We start from the raw sequence: 16,966 nt of genomic DNA on the forward strand, positions 1-16,966 counted from the left end.
GAGCCGGGGGCTACGCGACCCGTAAAAGAATGCCGCCGCGTATGCACCGCTGGTGGCGCCTGCCTCGTGGCAAACCGACACGTCACTCCGCACCATGGGGCATGTGCGTCTGACGTTGCAACTAGTACGGTCTTTCCCGTAGGGCGCGCATCGTGCGCGCCTTCTCCCTCTCGAGTGAGCCGGGGGCTACGCGACCCGTAAACGAATGCCGCGCATGTGCACCGCTGTTGGCGCATGCCTCGTGGCGCGGATTCGGGTGTGGGTTCGCCCTGAGGCATAATGCTCCCCCGCTCTCCGCTCAACCGCTCAACCGCTCTCCGCTTTCCGCTCCCCCGCTCAAGCCTAGCCCTCGGCGACGCGCGTGACCACGAAGATAAACGCCGCGCCGAGCACCGTCATCACGATCGTCATCGACGAGCGCCGACGCGAGTGGGCCTCGGGCAGAATGTCGGCGGCGCTGATATACAGCAGGAACCCGGCGAAGAAGCCCAGGTACAGCGACAGCACGCCCGCCGGCAGGCGGAAGAACAGCGTCGAAAGCGCGCCTACCAGCGGCGCCAGCGCGTCGAGCGCCAGCAGCAGCAGCGCGCGCCGGGTGGTGTTGTTGTGCGCTAGCATCAGGCTCATGGTGTTCAGGCCGTCGGCGAAGTCGTGCGCGATCACAGCCACCGCCACCGCCACGCCAATCGCGTTCGACACCTGGAACCCCAGGCCGATCCCCACCCCGTCCATGAAGCTGTGGCCCACCAGCGCCAGCGCCGACATCAGCCCGACCTGCGGGTGGTGGTGCTCGGCGTACTGGTCTTCCTGCGCGTGGTGGATCAGCGTGAGCTTTTCGGCGCTGTGAAACAGCAGAAAGCCCACCACCAGCGCGATCATGGCGTGGCCCGGATCGAGCGCGTGCTCGCCCGCGAGCGCGAACAGCTCGGGCAGGATATCGAAGCTCACCACGCCCAGCAGCACGCCAGCGGTGAACCCCAAGATCAGGTGCAGGTGATCGCGAAAGCGCAGCGCAAGCAGCCCGCCGGCCGACGTACAGATAAACGCGGTCAGCGAGAAGATCAGAACGTTCATTGGCTCTCCAGTGTCGCGGGCGAGTAGCCCATAGTATACCAGAGAGCTAATGTTGCTTGGATGGCCGCGCGGGGCTCGCCGCTAGCCGTCGGCGGGCGGCATTGGGCGCGGCGGGCCATGGCCGGGGTAGACTGTCCGCGCGCCTGCGGCGCGGATGGCGCGCCAGCTGCCGGTCACCACATCGCCGAATGCGCCGTCGAACGACGGCCCCGGCAGGTCGCCGGTGAAGGCCTCGCCGCTCGCCAGCACCAGCGTGACGCTGTCGTCGGAGTGGCCGGGGGTGCCGATGATCGTGCCGGCGATGCCGATGCCGCGCAGGAAATCGGCGCTCGCCGCCGCGCTCAGCCGTATGGTGTCGCGCAGCGTAATCTCGCTGAAGGGCGTCTGTGGCTTGATCAGGCTTCTCAGCAGCGGAATGGCCGCAACCTGCTGGTCGAGCACGATCAGCCGCACGCCGCGCAATTTCAGATCCTCGGCCAAGCCGGCGTGGTCGGGGTGGTAGTGCGTGGCCAGCGCGTAGCGAATGCTTTCAAGCGCGATGCCCTTGCGCTTGAGCACGCCCAGCAGCCGGGGCAGCGTCGCCGGCCAGCCGATGTCGACCAGCAGGCGCGCGCTGTCGGGGCCAAGCAGGTAGTAGTTCGTCGCGTCGTAGCCGACGTTGACAATATTCATTAGCTGTACTGCTCGATCAGCATATCGCGCATCGGCAGGGCGCTGGCGGCGGCGGCGGCGCACAGCGCAGCCCGGCTCAGCGGCACGCGCCGCAGCTCGACGCCGATCGCGCCGCCGCGCGCATCGACGATCGCGTACTCGGCGTGGGCCAGCAGCCGTGGCTCGCGGCCATTCACAAACTCCTCGAAGGGCATGCCCACGCTGCCGGCGTTCACCACCAGCATGCCGCGGTGCTGGCGCAGCATCTGGATGTGGGTGTGGCCGCCGGCCAGCACGCCGGCGTGCTGCCCCGCCAGCATGGCGTCGAGCTGGCCGGCCGTGGTGGTGGCGAGTATGTTCTCCATGTGCGATCGCGGCGAGCCGTGGAACAGCAGCAGCTCGGCGCCGCCCTCGAGCGTGAGCGAGATCGTCGGCTCGAACGTGCCCAGAAACGCCAGGTCGCCCTCGCTCAGCTGCGCGCGGCACCAATCGACCGACTCAACCACGGCGGGGGCGGTCGAATAGCTGCCGATCAGGTCGGGATCGAGCAGAAACGCATCGTGGTTGCCGACGACGCAGCGGCAGCCCAGGTCGCAGAGCGTACTGAGCACGGCGCGCGGGTCGGGGCCGAGCGTGGCCACATCGCCCAGGCAGATCAGCTCGTCGACCCCCTGGCGCGCGATATCGCCAAGCACGGCCTGCAGCGCCACATCGTTGCCATGGATATCGGAGATCAGGGCGACCCGCATAGCAATGCGCTCCTCTCGCTTGAACCAGGCGTTATCGGGGTATATCAGGTATTGTACCGTAAACAGGCGCCGCGCGCTGAAGCGCCATATACCAGCACAGGGGCAAAGAAGGCTTGAGGTTGCAAGCTCCCGCCGCCACGCGCAATCTATACCAATTGCGATTTCGCAGCATCTTCGCGCGCCCTGCATGATTGCAAAATGTATTCATCTTCGCCACCGTTACGCTACTGATCAAACGGCACCACGCCCCACGGCCGGCACGGTAAATATGACGTGCAGTAGCACAGCGCGCTGGCGGCAGTGGGCCACCAGCGCCACTTTATCGGAGGATACCCGCAGCCATGGGACGCAAACGAAAAATCGCACATCCGGCGCCTACCAAGATGCAAGCCCCTCAGGGCACTTTACAAGCCCCTCAGGCCACTTTGCAAGCCCCTCAGGCCACTTTGCAAGCCCCTCAGAGCACTTTGCAAGCCCCTCAGAGCACTTTGCAAGCCCCTCAGAGCATTTTGCAAGCCCCTCAGGCCACTTTGCAAGCCCCTCAGGCCACTTTGCAAGCCCCTCAGGCCACTTTGCAAGCCCCCACGCTGCCAAGCAACAGCCACAGCCATCATTCCAGGCCGAAGAACACCATCGATCGGCGCCTGGTAGCGGCGCGTATCACGCTCGAGGCGGTGCTAAACGACAGCAGCACGCAGGATGTGCTGGCGACCTATGGCTACAGCCGCGCCGAGCTGCTGCGCGGCCAGGCACTACGCGAGCAAGCGCAGGCGCTGGAGCTGCAGCTAGGTGCCCGCAACGCCGAGCAGATCACGGCACGGCATACGCGCAACAACGCCCACCTGCAGGCGCACACGATCTATATGCGCCACCTGCGCATCACGCGAGTGGCGCTGCACCGCGAGCCAGCGCTGGCCGAGACGCTCGACCTGGGCGAGCGCAAGCGCCCAATCACGAGCTGGGTCGGGCAGGCGCGCCGGTTCTACTCCAACGTGCTGGCCGACTCGGCGATCCTTGAGAAGCTGGACGCGCGCGGCATCACACTCACGGCGCTGCAAGCGGCCCAGGCGCAAGTCGAGGCGGTGGAGGAGCTGTTTGTGGAACACACGCACTGCCAGCGCATCGCCCGCACGACCTCCAGCGAGCGCGTTGCAGCGCTGCGCGCGCTGAATGCGTGGATGAGCGAGTTCAAGCAAATCGCGCGCGTCGCGCTCGCCGACCAGCCGCTGACGCGTGAGCGGCTGGGCATATAGGCAAGCTAGCGCACCAGCCCGCGCAGGTGCTCCAGCTCGGCGATCACCTCGTCGAGCACGGGCGGGTTCTGCACGCCATCCATGGTCAGCACCGTCGGCTGGGCGCGGCCGGCCACGCTGATCTCGTACACAAACTGGTCAGCCCCAGGCACCTCGGCGCGCGGCGGCAGCGCGGCAAACTCGGCGCTGCCGAGCAGCTCGACCAGGCGGTGTAGCGCCGCCTGGTCGACCTTGGTGGTGCTGGGGCCGCCCTTGCGCGACGTAAGCGTCAGCGTCCCGTCGGCCGCCACCGTCAGCGTATCGTTGATCCCCATAATCCCACCGCTCTTGTGGTACACCACCAGCGTGCCGGTTGCCGGCAGCGGCGCCGCAGTAGGCGCCGCCGTTGCGCCGGGCGTAGAAACCGCAGTAGGCGCAGCCGTTGCCTGCGGCGTGGCCGGCGCCGCCGTGGGAGCCGTAGCCGGAGCACCGCCGCCGCAGGCCGCCAGGCCCAGCAGCAGCGCCAGTACAACAAGCCATCGCAATTTCATGATCATTGTCCTTAAGTGTTATGTACGTGCGTCATCGGCTTCCGAAAGCTACGCTTTTTTTGCCTGCGGCAGCATAGTACTCGTCATCTTTGAGTGTGCGGTTTTTTCGCGCCGGGCGCGGCAAAACCGCACACAGCAGCACCGCTATATCTGCCAACGCTGCGCAGCCGCGAATAGTTCCGCGGCTGCGCGCTATAATTTTCGCCCCCACCCCCTGCCCCCTAAACCTGGCAGGGGAAGAGGCAGGGGGTGGGGTCAAATAACCTTGTACAAACCCTAGCAATTGCAGCTCTCACCCTTCATGCACGGCCTAAAACGGTTATAATACCCCGTGGCATAGAAAGAGGAGGGCGGCATGCGCATCCTGGCGATCGACATTGGCACCGGAACACAAGACATCCTGCTGTTCGACAGCGCCGGCCCAATCGAAAACAGCCCGCAGCTGGTGATGCCCGCGCCGACCCAGATCGTCGCGCAGGCGGTGCGCACCGCTACCCAGGCGCGCGTGCCGATCGCGCTGACCGGCGCGCTGATGGGCGGCGGCCCGTGCCACTGGGCGGTTGAAGATCACCTGCGCGCGGGGCTGCCGGTGTACGCCACGCCGAGCGCGGCAGCCACCTTCAACGACGACCTCGACTGGGTAGCGCGCGAGATGCGCGTCCGCCTGGTTGGCGAGGACGAGATCGCCGGGCTAGACCGGGTTGTGCGGCGCATTCGGATGGCCGATGTCGACCTCGACGCGATCAACATGGCCCTGGCGGCCTTTGGCGTCGACCCGGCCTACGACGGCGTGGCGGTGGCGGTATTCGACCACGGCAACGCGCCGCCGGATGTCAGCGACCGGGTGTTTCGCTTTGAGTACCTGGCCGAGCGCTTCGCCAGCGGGCGCGGCCTGCTGGCGCTGGGCTTTCGGCGCGCCGACGTGCCGCCGGCCATGACCAGGCTGCGCGCCGCGGCCGACAGCATCCCGGCCGACCTGCCGGTGCTGCTGATGGACACCGCGCCCGCCGCAGTGCTCGGCGCGCTCGACGACCCGCGCGTGGCCGAGCAGGACGACCTGGTGGTCGCGAATGTCGGCAACTTCCACTGCCTGGCGTTCCACCTGGTTGGCGGCGCGATCGCCGGCTGCTTCGAGCACCACACCGGCGAGCTGAGCGCGGCCCAGCTTGAAACGCTGATCGAGCGGCTGGGCAGCGGCGCGATTACCAACCAGGAAGTATTCGACAGCATGGGCCACGGCGCGCTGGTGCTGCGGCCCACCCCCGACTCGCGGCCGTTCCTGGCCGTCACCGGGCCGCGCCAGGCGATGCTGCGCAAATCGGCGCTGGCGCCCTACTTCGCGGTGCCGCACGGCGATATGATGCTGGCCGGCTGCTACGGGCTGCTGCGCGCCTACGCCGCGAGCTACCCCACGGCCACCGGCACGATCGAGCACGCGCTGGCTGGCGCATCGCGCTGATATACCGTCCTTCTCCCCCATCCCCTTGCCCCTCCTCTGGCAGAGGCGAGGGATTTTTGTTCTTGACATTGCCTCGTATTCCTCGTAGTATAAAAGCTCCTCGGCTTCACCCGACGGCGCTCGCCCCTCGAACGCCGTAGCAGCACCGCGGGCACTCGCGAGCCGGCCGCCGGCCGACCGCGCGCCGTCGCGGGGCACATCAATAGCGTCCGAACGCGCCCGTTCTAACCTGCAACCCACACGACACACGCGAGGAGCAACGCATGAGACCAAAGCCCTACCGGCCACGCATTCTCATACTCGGCCTGCTGCTGGCGCTCCTTGGCGGCCTGCCGGCATCCGCCGCCGTGCTCGCCCAGCCAGGGCCGGCGCAGCTCAGCGCCCGGCCAGCCACGGCAGTAGCGCGCTACCGCATGGGCGGCGGCTGGGATGCGCGCGCGCAGGCCAAGACGGCGGCCGGCGACGGGCTGATCAGCGTGATTGTGAAGCTCGACGACGCGCCGCTGGCGGCCTACGCCGGCGGAGTGGCCGGCCTGCCCGCCACCGCGCCCGGCGCCACCGGCGCGCGGCGGCTCGACACCGCCGCGCCGGCCAGCCGGCGCTACCTGGCCTACCTCGACCAGCGCCAGCGCGAGTTTGCCGCGCGCGCGCGCGCCGCCATCCCGCAGGCCCGCCTGGCCGCGCAGTACCGCACCGTGCTGGGCGGCGTAGCCATGATCATCCCGGCCAGCCAGATCGACCACCTAGCCGCGCTGCCGGGCGTCGCCTGGGTGCAGCGCGACGAGCTGCGCCAGGCCGACACCGACCGCAGCCCCGAGTTCATTGGCGCCGACGTGATCTGGCGCGCGCTCGCGGCCGACCCGGCGCTCGGCGACGGCGGCGAGGGCGTGGTGGTCGGCGTGATCGACACCGGCATCTGGCCCGAGCACCCCTCGTTCGCCGACGACGGCAGCTACCCCGCGCCGCCGCCGCGCTGGCACGGCGCCTGCGAGGCACCCAACGATGGCTCGCAGCCGCTCGCCTGCAACCACAAGCTGATCGGCGCACGCGAGGCGCTCGACGTGTATAAATTCCTGATAGGCCTCACGCCCGGCGAGTTCGACTCGGCGCGCGACAACTCGGGGCACGGCACCCACACCGCCAGCACCGCGGCCGGCAACGCCGGCGTAGCCGCCGCGATCTTCGGCCAGCCGCGCGGCACGATCTCGGGCATTGCGCCGCGCGCCTACGTGGCGGCCTACAAGGGGCTCGGCAACTCCGGCGGCTTCACCGCCGACCTGGTGACGGCGATCGACCAGGCGGTGGCCGACGGCGTCGACATCATCAACTACTCGATCGGCAGCGTCGCCGCCGCCGACCCGTACCGCAACGCCGACGCGCTGGCGTTTCTCGACGCCTACCGCGCCGGGGTGTTCGTGGCGGTATCGGCAGGCAACGCCGGCCCCGGGCCAGGCACGATCGGCGCGCCGGCCAACGCGCCGTGGGTGATGAGCGTGGCCGCCAGCACCACCGACCGGCGCTTCAGCGGCCAGCTCGCGCTGCGCGCCGGCGCCGACCAGCTGACGCTGAGCGGCGCGTCGATCACCACCGGCATCACCAACCGCCCGGTGGTCGACGCGGCCTGGTTTGGCGTACCGCAGTGCGACGCGGCCCTGCCGGCGGCCGCGAGCGGCGCGATTGTGATCTGCAAGCGCGGCGGCAACGCGCGCGTCGACAAGAGCCTGGTGGTGCAGCGGAGCGGCGGCGCGGGCATGGTGCTATACAACCCCACGCCGCTCGACGTGCTGACCGACAACCACTGGGTGCCGTCGCTGCACATCGACGCGGCGGACGCCGCGCAGCTGCTGGCGTTCACCAGCGCGCACTCGAACACCGCCATCCTCGGCGATATCGCGCCAGGCCAGCGCGTGATCGACCCGCAGCTCGGCGACATCATGGCCGCCTTTAGCTCGCGCGGCCCGCTGCCGGGCAGCCAGGCCGGCGTGATCAAGCCCGACATCGCCGCGCCGGGCGTGCAGATCCTGGCGGGAAATACCCCGGCGCCGGCGCTCAGCGACGACGGCCCGCCCGGCCAGCTGTTCCAGGCGATCGCCGGCACCTCGATGGCCGCGCCGCACGTGGCCGGCGCCGGCGCGCTGCTGAGGGCGCTGCACCCCGACTGGACGCCCGGCCAGATCAAGTCGGCGCTGATGACCAGCGCGCGCAGCCAGGTGCTGAAAGAAGACCGGCAGACCCCGGCCACGGCCTTCGACATGGGCGCGGGCCGGATCGACCTGACGCGCGCCGGCGACCCAGGGCTTACGCTCGACGTGCCGGCCGACGACTACGCCGGCGGCAAGGATCGGCTGGCGGCGCTCAACTACCCCAGCATCGCGCTGCCGTCGTTCCCCGGCCGGCAGAGCGTCGCGCGCAGCCTGCGCAGCGTGCTCGATCACGATAGCAGCTGGGCGCTCACGGCCAGCGCGCCGGCCGGCGCGGCGATCAGCCTCACGCCAGCGGTGCTGAACATACCGGCGCACGGCACCGCCAGCTTCACCGCCACGATCGACGCCGGCAGCCTGCCCGAGGGCAGCTACTTCGGCAGCATACTGCTGCAAAGCGGCGAGCGCAGCGTGCGCCTGCCGCTCAGCTTCACCCGCCGCCAGCCCAGCGTCACGCTCGAGCAGCAGTGCGTGCCCGGCACAATCATCCTCGGCCACGACACCAGCTGCCGGATCGTCGCGCGCAACACCGGCGCGGCCGACGCGAACATCCACGTCGGCGCCTACACCCCGCAGGGCCTGATGCTGCGCCAGAGCACGCTGGTGAACGCGGCCTACAACCACGCGACGCGCGAGCTGAGCTACACCGGCCAGCTGCCAGCCTACCAGCCGCCGTCGATCGCGATCACGCCCGACCCCGGCGGGCTGCCGTTCGGCTACGTGCCGCTGGCGAGCCTGGGCGTGCCGCCGAGCAGCTGCGACAGCACCTGCGACGACGTATCGATCAGCTATGTCACGCCGGCATTCAGCTACAACGGCGCCACGTACGACCACGTCACCGTCGTCTCGAACGGCTACCTGATCGTCGGCGATCACCGAGAAATCAGCATCTTCAACCAGAAGTTCCCCGACAAAAACGCGCCGAACAATGTCGTGGCGCCCTACTGGGCCGACCTGGACCTCGACGGCACTGCGCCGAACGACTCGGGCGGCGGCACCTGGTACGCGGCCTACGTCAGCGCCGGCGCGGGGTCGCCCACCTGGTTTGTGGCCGAGTGGGCCGACGCGGCGCTCTACAACCGCCCGCCCGATCAGTCGCACCACTCGTTCGAGGTATGGATCGAGGGCGGCAGCGGCCGCATTCACCTGGCGTACGGGCCAAACAGCCCGGCCGAAGACCGGCTGACCGTCGGCGCCGAGAACATCGACGGCAGCTCCGGCGGCAACTATTATGTCGACACGCTGAGCGGCGACGGCGCGAATGGCAAAGGCACGCCGCCGGCCGAGGGCGACGTGCTGAACGTCGCGGCGGTGCCCGAGCAGCTGAGCGGGCACACGATCTCGTTCCTGCTGCGCGGCAAGCGCCTGGGCGCGTACGAGTACGCCGTGGAGCTGACGGCAGACACCTTTGAGGGTGTGAATATTGCGACGCAGCCGCTGACGGTCGTGCCGGCGCCGCGATAGAGGTACTACCAGATCCGTCTGCGATAGCCTGCCCGGCTTCGCCGCCCCCGAAGCCCCGCCATACGGCACGTGGGCAGGCGGATGACAAGGACGCGGTATGGAAACACAGATTCGGCCAATCGAGCCGGGCGACTACGACGCCACGGCGGCGCTGCTGAACGGCGCCGAGCCCGAGCGGCGCTGGCAGGCCGCGCGGTGGCGCCAGGCCGACGCGCGTGCCGGCGACGACCGCACCGTGCGCTATGTCGCCGTCGCCGGCGCGCCGCCGCAGATCGTGGGCTACGGCGCATTCTGGCGGGTGCGGCTGAACAAATACCGGCTGGAGCTGCTGGTGGCGCCGGGCCGGCGGCGCCAGGGGCTGGGCGGCCGGCTAATGCGCCAGCTGCTCGACGGGCTGGCGCTACGCGGCGCTGCCACCGTGCAGGCGCGCACCAGCGAAGACGACCTGGAGTCGCTGACGTTTCTGTGGGGCAAGGGGTTTGTCGAAACCCAGCGGATGTACCGGCTGCGGCTGGCGGTAGGCGCGGCCAGCGTCGAGCCGTGGCGGCTGGCCGAGCCGCGCCTGGCCGCGCAGGGCATCGCCATCGGCACGCTGGCCTACGAGCGCGCCCACGAGCCGGCCTGCCTGCACAAGCTCTACGAGCTGCACCTGGCGGCGCTGCCCGACTGGCCCGACCCCGACCCCAGCCCGCCGGCGCAGCCGGCGTTCGCCGAGTACGCGCGCCGCTTCGAGCGCGACGAGATCATGCCCGAGGGATTTTTCATCGCCAAGCAGGGCGAGCGCTACGTCGGCTACAGCGGGCTCGCGGCCGACCCGGCGAGCGCCGGGGTGCTGATCGCCGCCGGCACCGCAGTGCACCCGGCGTGGCGCGGGCGTGGCATTGGCATGGCGCTGAAGCTGCGCACGGTGCTGTTCGCCCAGCAGCAGGGCTACGGGACGGTCATCGCCCACACCGCCAACCCGACGATGCTGGCGATCAACGTGAGGCTCGGCTTCCGGCGCGAGCGCGCCGAAGTGCGGCTCGTGCTGGCGCTATAGCCGCGCCCGGTATCAGAGCTTTTCGGCGGCCTGAGGCGCCGGGCGCAGCAGCCCGGCCCAGCGCGCCAGCGGTATGCGCCGCCCCCACACCAGCGTCAGCATGGGCGGAAGGTAGATCAGCGCCGAGGCCAGCGCATTCCAGGCGGCGCTATCGCCATACCAGCCAAGCGCCGCCAGCAGGTAGACCCAGATCAGGTAGCTGAGCATCGCCGTGCAGCCAAACACCGTCACCACCCGCGTGGCGGCGGCGCGCCACGGCTGAATCGCCAGCAGCGCCACCGCCCACAGCAGGTACCAGGGCTGAAACCAGGTATTGCACAGGAACAAAAACCACAGCAGCAGCCACAGCGCGTGGCGCGCCAGGTCGCGCGGCGCCTCCCACGAGCGCCAGCTGGCCCACAGCACCCCGGCCACCAGCAGCCCCAGGCCCAGGCTCACCGTCAGCGACTGCACCATCTGGGGCGGGGCCAGCATGCTCAGCAGGTTCGGCGCGCCGGTGCGCGGCGCGTCGGCGCGCAGACTCAGCGGCGCCTGCAGCACCGCCAGCCACGAAGTCGTAAACAGCGTGCCGCGGTCGCTGAAGTTGCGCAGCGTGCCGGCGCCGACCCAGAACGGCGCGTAGGCCAGCACCACCAGCGCCACGCACGCCGCGCCGCCGATCAGCACCAGCCTCACGCGCGCGCGTGCCGTCGGCTGCTGGCGCAGCGCCGCGCCCAGCAGCAGCGGGCCGAACAGCAGCGCCAGGTACTTCACCAGGCCGCCGAGCGTCAGCACCAGAAACGACACCAGCCACGGCGAGCCGCCCGCGCGCTGCGGGGCCGCCTCGCGCGCTGCGGCCTGCTCGCGCGGCGCCAGCAGTCCCACCGCCAGCACAATCAATCCGGCCATCCAGGCGTCGTTGTGGCCCGCCACCACCGACTCCCACAGCGCCAGCGGGTTCCACAGCCACAGGTACATGCCGAGCCAGCGATAGGCCGGGGCGGTGCGCCGCAGCACCAGGTCGATCGCCGCGCCGCAAAACAGGTAGCCCAGCACAGCCAGCAGCTTGTAGGCCAGCATCAGGCGCAGCAGCTCGGCCGCGAGCGCGGCATTCTGGCCGGGCGGGCCGGGCGCCTCGCCCGCGAGCCGCGCCGTCAGCCAGCTCATGCCCTCCCACAGCGGGCCATAGGCCGTCACCGCGCGGCGCCAGGCAGTGTACCAGAACAGCGGGTCGCTCTTGAAATCGCTCGGGGTTTGAATAAACGTATTCGCGCCGTAGCGCACCAGCATGCGGCCGCGAAACAGGTAATCGTAGATATCGATCGAGGTGACCGGGTACACCAGCAGCAGCAGCGCTAGAAAGAGCAGCGGAAAGCCAAGCACCAGCAGCGGCAGCGCGCGCTTGGGTGGCGCGGCGCGGCCGGCGTGGGCAGCCAGCACCGTGGCGCCGGCGCCATAGCCCACGAACAGCGCCACGATCGCAATCGCGAGCGCGATGCCGATCGAGGCGCGCGCCTGCGTCAGCTTGGTGAGGTTCTGGATCGGCTGGTCGTAGATTCGCAGCAGCGGAAAGCGCGCCAACGCCCCAGCGTAGCAGATCGCCGTGCCGAGGCCAGCCAGCGCAAGCACCGAAAGAGGCAGGCGCGCGGATCGCGCCGGCGGCTGTTCCATCACATCACTCCTAGCACATCAGCGACGCCGGGCACCTACCACAATGTCAGCTGCTCGGCCAGCGGGCCGCGCGGGGCGTAGTGGCGCGCGCGCGCCAGCGGGTCGCGGCCGAAGTAGCGGCCGTCGAGGGTGACAAAATCCTGCGCGCGCGCCGCCGCGCCGCCGAGCCCCTTCAGCTGGGAAGGGTCGCGGAAGCGGTTGAGGCGCCGCAGCCGCAGAATGCGCTTGATGCTCACCGGCCCGAGGCCGGGCACCCGCAGCAGCTCGTCCTGGTCGGCGGTATTCAGCTCGACCGGGAAGCGCTCGGGGTGCGCCAGCGCCCAGGCGAGCTTCGGGTCGATGTGCAGCGGCAGGTCGCCGCCGGCATCGTACGGCAGCTCGTCGGTGGCGAAGCCATAGCTGCGCATCAGCCAGTCGGCCTCTTTCAGCCGCTGCTCGCGCACAAACGGCGTCGGCGGCTGATCTGCAAGCGGCGTGCCCACGGCGGGCCGAAACGCGCCGAAATACACGCGGCGCATATCCAGCTCGCGGTACAGCCAGCTGGTCGTCAGCAGCAGCTCGCGGTCGCTCTCGCCGGCCGCGCCAACCACGAACTGCGTCGCCAGGCCGCCCTTCACCAGGCCGGCGCGCTGCAGATCGCGCGCCCACACCAGCCGGGCGATCAGGTCGCCGGCCCAGTCGCGCTCGGGCGAGATCCGCCGCAGCCGCTCGGCCGAAGGCGCCTCGATATTCAGGCTCAGCCGGTCGGCCAGGCGCGCGGCGCGCTCGACCTCGGCGTGCGCGGTGCCGGGCAGCAGCTTGAGGTGCACATAGCCGGCATAGCCGTGGTGCGCGCGCAGGTGCTCCAGGCCGTCGAGCATGCGCCCGGTGGCGGCAGCCGCGTCGCCCTCCACGCCAGTCGAGAGAAACAGGCCCTGCACGCCGCCGCGCTCGTAGCGCGGCAAGAACGCCTTGGCAAGCTCCTCGGGCGAGAGCGCCGCGCGCGGGGTATCGTTGCCGGCGCGCAGCGGGCAGTAGGCACAGTTCCACTCGCACTTGCTGCTCATCAGCAGGCGAAACACCGGCCGCGCCCGGCCGTCGGGGCCGCTCTCGGCGGCCGTGCCGGCGTCGTTCCACACCGCCTTTTTGGGCGTGTAGCGCCGACCGCCCTGGCTGAAGCTGTCGCAGGCGTCGAAGCGCGCCGCGGGGGAGAGAATATCGAGTTTCTGGTCGAGATCCATGGCGTCCGCCGTCGATTGCCGTTTGCCCGGCGCATTATAATACCAAATGGTACGTGGTTATCTTCTGTGTGGGGGGTTTGGGGGGGGGGGGGGGGGCGGGGGGGCCGGCCACCCCCCCCCCGCCCCCCCCCCCCCCCCCCGCGGGGGCGCGGGGGGGGAAGGGGGGTGAGATACCGTCTTGATTGTCAAGCCCTTTTGGGTGTCATGTGCGCCAGCCCGAGCGCCGCATCAAATGGACGCCCACTGGCAAGCACACCGTAGGCCAGCTGGAGCAGTTTGCGCATCGCCGCACCCACAATCGCTTTCGGCGCTAAACCACGCTCCGCCAGCCGCGCACAGAATGCTTGGAGTACTGGATTATGCTGTTTGGCTACAATCGCCGGAAAGAACAACGCCCGCCGCAAGCTCGCGTTCCCAATCTTCGACAGTCGCGTCCGTCGCTGCACGCTCGTCCCCGAGCTGTACTGGCGCGGGGTCAGGCCGGCGTAGGCTGCCACTGCTCGTGCGTCACGAAAGCGTGTCAGGTCGCCGGCTTCGGCCAGAATACGGCTGGCGGTAATGCTGCCTATCCCAACAATGCTCTGCAACAGCTCGTGCTGCTTGCCCAGCTCAGGATGCCCCTCCAGATGATCGCTGATTTGGCGCAACGTCTCGGCAATCTGCTTGTCGAGAAATGCGATATGTGCGGCCAGCGCCTCGGCCACGGCACTCGGATGGCCGCCCGCAGCTTGGCGGTTCAGCTCGGCTTGGCGCTGCAACTGCAGGGCATCGAGATGGCGGACGAGGCCGCGCAGTTCTCGCAGCGCCGGGTCAGGCGGGGAGTAGGGCGTGAGGCTGGCAGCCTCAGCGTGGGCATAGCGCGCAATCAGGACGGCATCGGCAGGATCGGTCTTGGTACGGGCGAGCTGACTTTTGGCATAGGCCGCGATCCGAGCCGGGTTGACGAGAAAGACGCGATAGTGGGCATCGTGCAGGGCGAGGGCGACATCGTCGCTGTAGGTGCCAGTGGCTTCCAGACACACGGTCACGTCGGAGACGTGCTGGTTCGTGAGCCACTGCACGAGGCGTGCGTAACCGGCGGGCGTATTCGGAACGCTGGTCTTGCGCGGGGATTTGGGGCCGAGTAGGGCAACAGCGAGGGTGTCTTTAGCGACATCAATGCCGAGAAAAGCAGGCATACTACACTCCTTGTGAGACAGGCAGCGGGGAGTCCCCGATTGGGCCGACCTGGTGCATGCGGGCTCTACTCGCAGAGGAGCTGGCCACTCGATACCGTTCGGCCTCGAAGAGGGGCACGGCGGGCGTCGGAGCAAAATCTCACCCACAGGCTCAGAGCCGAAAGGGCAGAAGCGGCTTCACGACGCCCGACCCGCATCCAACGAGTTTGGGTCTAGGATACTCGATCCATACTCGTCCTGCCTAAGATACCAGGGCCGACGCTGCGCGAGCCCTGGTGTGGAATGGCAGGCGTAGCCACATTCGTAGTCGCGCCCCGCCGAATGTAAATGGTCGCTCTACGAGGCGCGCTTGCGGCAGACCGAGATGATGCTCGGGCTTGTAGATGTCAGCGGCTCTAGGTTCCAATCGCCGTACTGCCGAACGATCGTGAAGCCATTGTAGTGCAGCAGCGCAGCAAGCTCCTGCGGGAAGGTGTAGCGCAGGGCAGTGCGTGTGATGCTGGCGTGTTCTGTTTCGCCGTCGTGCCAGCGCTTGTAGCCGGTCACGTGCACAATTTGGGCAACGTGATCATACACCTGCGTCGTCGACACGCGCACCTCGTGGCCATCGGCGTTGACGAACGATGGCCACTGCTGCTCTTCGCGGCGCGTTTCCAGGGCAACAAAGAAGCCCGGCGGCGGCGTGATGTACCGCAGCAGTGGGTTGCGCGTCTCGAAGGCAAACAGCCCGTCGGCGTGCAGGTGCGCGTGCACGCGCTCGAGCAGCGCCTGCTGCTCGGCGTTGGTCACAAACGCCTGGAACGCGTTACCAGTCAGAAAGATCAGCCGAAAGTGCTCGCCAAGCTCGAAGCTTCGCGCGTCTGCCTCGACCCAGCGGATCGGCAGGCCGGCAGATTTGCGCCTCGCCTGATCGAGCATGCCTGGGACAATATCCAGGCCAGTGACGGGAAAGCCTATGCGGGCGATCGGGATGGCGACACGCCCCGTGCCGCAGGCGACCTCAAGCACCGGGCCGGCAGCTTCGCGCGCCAACGCGCTGTAGAACGCCACGCCGGTATCGCTCGGATCGGCCAGGTCGTAGTTGACCGGGTCTGCAAACTCTTCAAGATTGCTGTGGTCAATCAATCAATCGCTCGTCTCCGCTCTCCTTTGCGGAAAACCGCACACAGAAGGTAATCAAGTACCATCAGATTACTGCGCTAGCCGGCCTATCCACGCCGCTACTGCCGGCGTGTGCTCGGCATAGTGCTCGTAGGTATTGTTCGCCAGCGCTCCATCGATCGTATCCTCCAACAAACGTGCCACCGCTCCGTCGGCGGCGAACTCGGCGTCCGTCAGCGCCTGCACCGCTGCCACGACGCCGCGAAATGAGGTTTCCCAGGCGGCAAATACCTCTTCAGCCGGTGTATCGGCGTACTGCTCGACGACGGCAGCATTGATCTCGTCGCTGTCTTGAAAGGGACTATGGTACTTCTCCCCGCGCTGTGCTGCGGCGATCTCGCTCAGCGCAAACTGCTCGTGCGCAATAAAGTGGGCAATCAGATCCTTGATCGACCAGCGCCCAATCACCCCTGGCGCTTGAAGCTGCGCTGGCGTCAGATGCGCGATCAGCTGCTGAAAGCGAGCGTAGCCGCTTTGCAGCCGCTGCAAAAGCTCTTGCTTGCCAATGTCTCTGTCCATTCCAGACCCTCCTGGTTTCCTTCGGCCACTCGCGTGCCAGCCTGCCGGATGCGAGCGGGCGATAGAGCGCCGCTCCGATTTGCGCTTGCGAACTATAGTCACGCGGTGTCGAAGTCTGGCGGCTCGATGCCCAACATTCTATAGACACCTACCACGCTCAGCCAGCTAAGCCGGTCGGCCATATACTCCGGCGAGTGCGCGGTGTTGTTTTTCAGCCACCAGATGATGACGCCCAGCACTGCACCCGCCATATACTCGCCGATGAACTCATCGTCCAGTATCGGCACCGCGTTGGGGTAGAGGCGGTGCAAACTTGCAATGCGCTGCTGAGTGTACAGAGACAGGTACTCGCGCATGCGCGCCGAAAAGACGCCCGCGCCCGATTTGCCCAGCACCGCTCGGAAGAAGCTCTGGCGCCTGGCGATGTACTGGAACAGGATCACCAGCTGCTGCGGCGGCTTCTGGAAATCGAGGTTGTCGGGATCGATCGGCCCGGCTTCCGCCGCGAGGCGCTCGAACACTGCTTCGCCTGTGCGTATGAGCAGGTCTTCTTTGCTTCGATAGTGCAGGTAAAACGTGGCTCGGTTGACCCTCGCGCGCTCGGTGATGTTCTGAACTGAGATCGCCTCAAACCCCTTGTCTTCAATCAATGCTATCAGCGCCTCGCCGATGGCTTCTCGCGTGCGCTCGATCCGCGGGTCGATCCTGCGTCCACTGGACATGCCTTCGCGGGATTGTTGCTGGGTGGACATGTTCAACACCTGTTGCTTATGCGACGCGTCGAGCCGTTCCGCATATTGACGGCTACCATCAGTCGT

General features: G+C 68.2%; 14 protein-coding genes. 4 read left to right on the top strand and 10 right to left on the bottom strand.

Annotation, left to right across the window (positions count from 1 at the left end; genetic code table 11):
- Window positions 1-342 precede the first annotated feature (342 nt).
- The 3 genes from U0177_RS18760 to U0177_RS18770 all read right to left on the bottom strand — a co-directional run bounded on the left by U0177_RS18760 (window position 343) and on the right by U0177_RS18770 (window position 2,474).
- The gene (locus U0177_RS18760) at window positions 343-1,074 is read right to left on the bottom strand and encodes a ZIP family metal transporter (RefSeq protein WP_409572190.1); all 732 of its coding nucleotides are present in this window, start codon (window positions 1,072-1,074) and stop codon (window positions 343-345) included.
- An 81-nt stretch (window positions 1,075-1,155) separates the two neighbouring features.
- On the bottom strand, window positions 1,156-1,746 hold the full coding sequence (locus U0177_RS18765; protein WP_409572191.1) for an MBL fold metallo-hydrolase: 591 nt from the start codon (window positions 1,744-1,746) through the stop codon (window positions 1,156-1,158).
- Window positions 1,746-2,474: a metallophosphoesterase family protein gene (locus tag U0177_RS18770; RefSeq protein ID WP_409572192.1), complete on the bottom strand. Its 729-nt coding sequence runs from the start codon at window positions 2,472-2,474 to the stop codon at window positions 1,746-1,748. The genes U0177_RS18765 and U0177_RS18770 overlap by 1 nt, the downstream gene beginning before the upstream one ends.
- Window positions 2,475-3,046: 572 nt before the next feature.
- On the opposite strand from U0177_RS18770, the gene U0177_RS18775 reads away from it, so the two are divergent.
- Window positions 3,047-3,727 (top strand): hypothetical protein, encoded by a 681-nt coding sequence (locus U0177_RS18775; RefSeq protein ID WP_409572193.1) that lies wholly within the window; start codon window positions 3,047-3,049, stop codon window positions 3,725-3,727.
- 5 nt (window positions 3,728-3,732) lie between these two features.
- Here the strand turns inward: U0177_RS18775 and U0177_RS18780 are convergent, their stop codons facing one another.
- Window positions 3,733-4,257, bottom strand: coding sequence for a hypothetical protein (locus U0177_RS18780; protein WP_409572194.1), 525 nt, complete (start codon window positions 4,255-4,257; stop codon window positions 3,733-3,735).
- Between the two features lie 355 nt (window positions 4,258-4,612).
- Between U0177_RS18780 and U0177_RS18785 the strand changes: the two genes are divergently transcribed.
- From U0177_RS18785 to U0177_RS18795, 3 genes are all read left to right on the top strand, one after another.
- A complete protein-coding gene (locus U0177_RS18785; RefSeq protein WP_409572195.1) occupies window positions 4,613-5,716 on the top strand; it encodes a DUF1786 domain-containing protein in 1,104 nt (367 codons plus the stop codon).
- A gap of 263 nt (window positions 5,717-5,979) precedes the next feature.
- Window positions 5,980-9,381: a S8 family serine peptidase gene (locus tag U0177_RS18790; RefSeq protein ID WP_409572196.1), complete on the top strand. Its 3,402-nt coding sequence runs from the start codon at window positions 5,980-5,982 to the stop codon at window positions 9,379-9,381.
- Between the two features lie 97 nt (window positions 9,382-9,478).
- Window positions 9,479-10,420 carry a GNAT family N-acetyltransferase gene (locus tag U0177_RS18795; RefSeq protein WP_409572197.1) on the top strand — a complete coding sequence of 314 codons (942 nt, stop codon included), beginning with the start codon at window positions 9,479-9,481 and terminating at the stop codon, window positions 10,418-10,420.
- Window positions 10,421-10,432: 12 nt separating this feature from the next.
- On the opposite strand, the gene U0177_RS18800 is transcribed toward U0177_RS18795, so the two are convergent.
- The 6 genes from U0177_RS18800 to U0177_RS18825 form a co-directional block, all read right to left on the bottom strand.
- Window positions 10,433-12,070: a hypothetical protein gene (locus U0177_RS18800; RefSeq protein WP_409572198.1), complete on the bottom strand. Its 1,638-nt coding sequence runs from the start codon at window positions 12,068-12,070 to the stop codon at window positions 10,433-10,435.
- Window positions 12,071-12,105: 35 nt separating this feature from the next.
- Window positions 12,106-13,290 carry a helix-hairpin-helix domain-containing protein gene (locus tag U0177_RS18805; RefSeq protein WP_409572199.1) on the bottom strand — a complete coding sequence of 395 codons (1,185 nt, stop codon included), beginning with the start codon at window positions 13,288-13,290 and terminating at the stop codon, window positions 12,106-12,108.
- A 185-nt stretch (window positions 13,291-13,475) separates the two neighbouring features.
- Complete coding sequence (locus tag U0177_RS18810; RefSeq protein ID WP_409572200.1) at window positions 13,476-14,468, bottom strand: IS110 family transposase; 993 nt, start codon at window positions 14,466-14,468, stop codon at window positions 13,476-13,478.
- Between the two features lie 336 nt (window positions 14,469-14,804).
- Entirely contained in the window at window positions 14,805-15,593 is a 789-nt protein-coding gene (locus tag U0177_RS18815) for a class I SAM-dependent DNA methyltransferase (RefSeq protein WP_409572201.1), read from the bottom strand.
- Window positions 15,594-15,659: 66 nt separating this feature from the next.
- Entirely contained in the window at window positions 15,660-16,148 is a 489-nt protein-coding gene (locus U0177_RS18820) for a ClbS/DfsB family four-helix bundle protein (RefSeq protein ID WP_409572202.1), read from the bottom strand.
- A gap of 98 nt (window positions 16,149-16,246) precedes the next feature.
- Entirely contained in the window at window positions 16,247-16,900 is a 654-nt protein-coding gene (locus U0177_RS18825; RefSeq protein ID WP_409572203.1) for a TetR/AcrR family transcriptional regulator, read from the bottom strand.
- Window positions 16,901-16,966 lie beyond the last annotated feature (66 nt).

Source organism: Kouleothrix sp. (genome assembly GCF_046328425.1).
In the GTDB taxonomy this organism is placed as follows: Bacteria; Chloroflexota; Chloroflexia; order Chloroflexales; family Roseiflexaceae; genus Kouleothrix.

Bases quoted from the DNA above. Each gene is read 5' to 3' on its own strand.
- U0177_RS18760 (WP_409572190.1), bottom strand. From the start codon at position 1,074: ATGAACGTTCTGATCTTCTCGCTGACCGCGTTTATCTGTACGTCGGCC.
- U0177_RS18765 (WP_409572191.1), bottom strand. From the start codon at position 1,746: ATGAATATTGTCAACGTCGGCTACGACGCGACGAACTACTACCTGCTT.
- U0177_RS18770 (WP_409572192.1), bottom strand. From the start codon at position 2,474: ATGCGGGTCGCCCTGATCTCCGATATCCATGGCAACGATGTGGCGCTG.
- U0177_RS18780 (WP_409572194.1), bottom strand. From the start codon at position 4,257: ATGAAATTGCGATGGCTTGTTGTACTGGCGCTGCTGCTGGGCCTGGCG.
- U0177_RS18785 (WP_409572195.1), top strand. From the start codon at position 4,613: ATGCGCATCCTGGCGATCGACATTGGCACCGGAACACAAGACATCCTG.
- U0177_RS18790 (WP_409572196.1), top strand. From the start codon at position 5,980: ATGAGACCAAAGCCCTACCGGCCACGCATTCTCATACTCGGCCTGCTG.
- U0177_RS18795 (WP_409572197.1), top strand. From the start codon at position 9,479: ATGGAAACACAGATTCGGCCAATCGAGCCGGGCGACTACGACGCCACG.
- U0177_RS18800 (WP_409572198.1), bottom strand. From the start codon at position 12,070: ATGGAACAGCCGCCGGCGCGATCCGCGCGCCTGCCTCTTTCGGTGCTT.
- U0177_RS18805 (WP_409572199.1), bottom strand. From the start codon at position 13,290: ATGGATCTCGACCAGAAACTCGATATTCTCTCCCCCGCGGCGCGCTTC.
- U0177_RS18810 (WP_409572200.1), bottom strand. From the start codon at position 14,468: ATGCCTGCTTTTCTCGGCATTGATGTCGCTAAAGACACCCTCGCTGTT.
- U0177_RS18820 (WP_409572202.1), bottom strand. From the start codon at position 16,148: ATGGACAGAGACATTGGCAAGCAAGAGCTTTTGCAGCGGCTGCAAAGC.
- U0177_RS18825 (WP_409572203.1), bottom strand. From the start codon at position 16,900: ATGTCCACCCAGCAACAATCCCGCGAAGGCATGTCCAGTGGACGCAGG.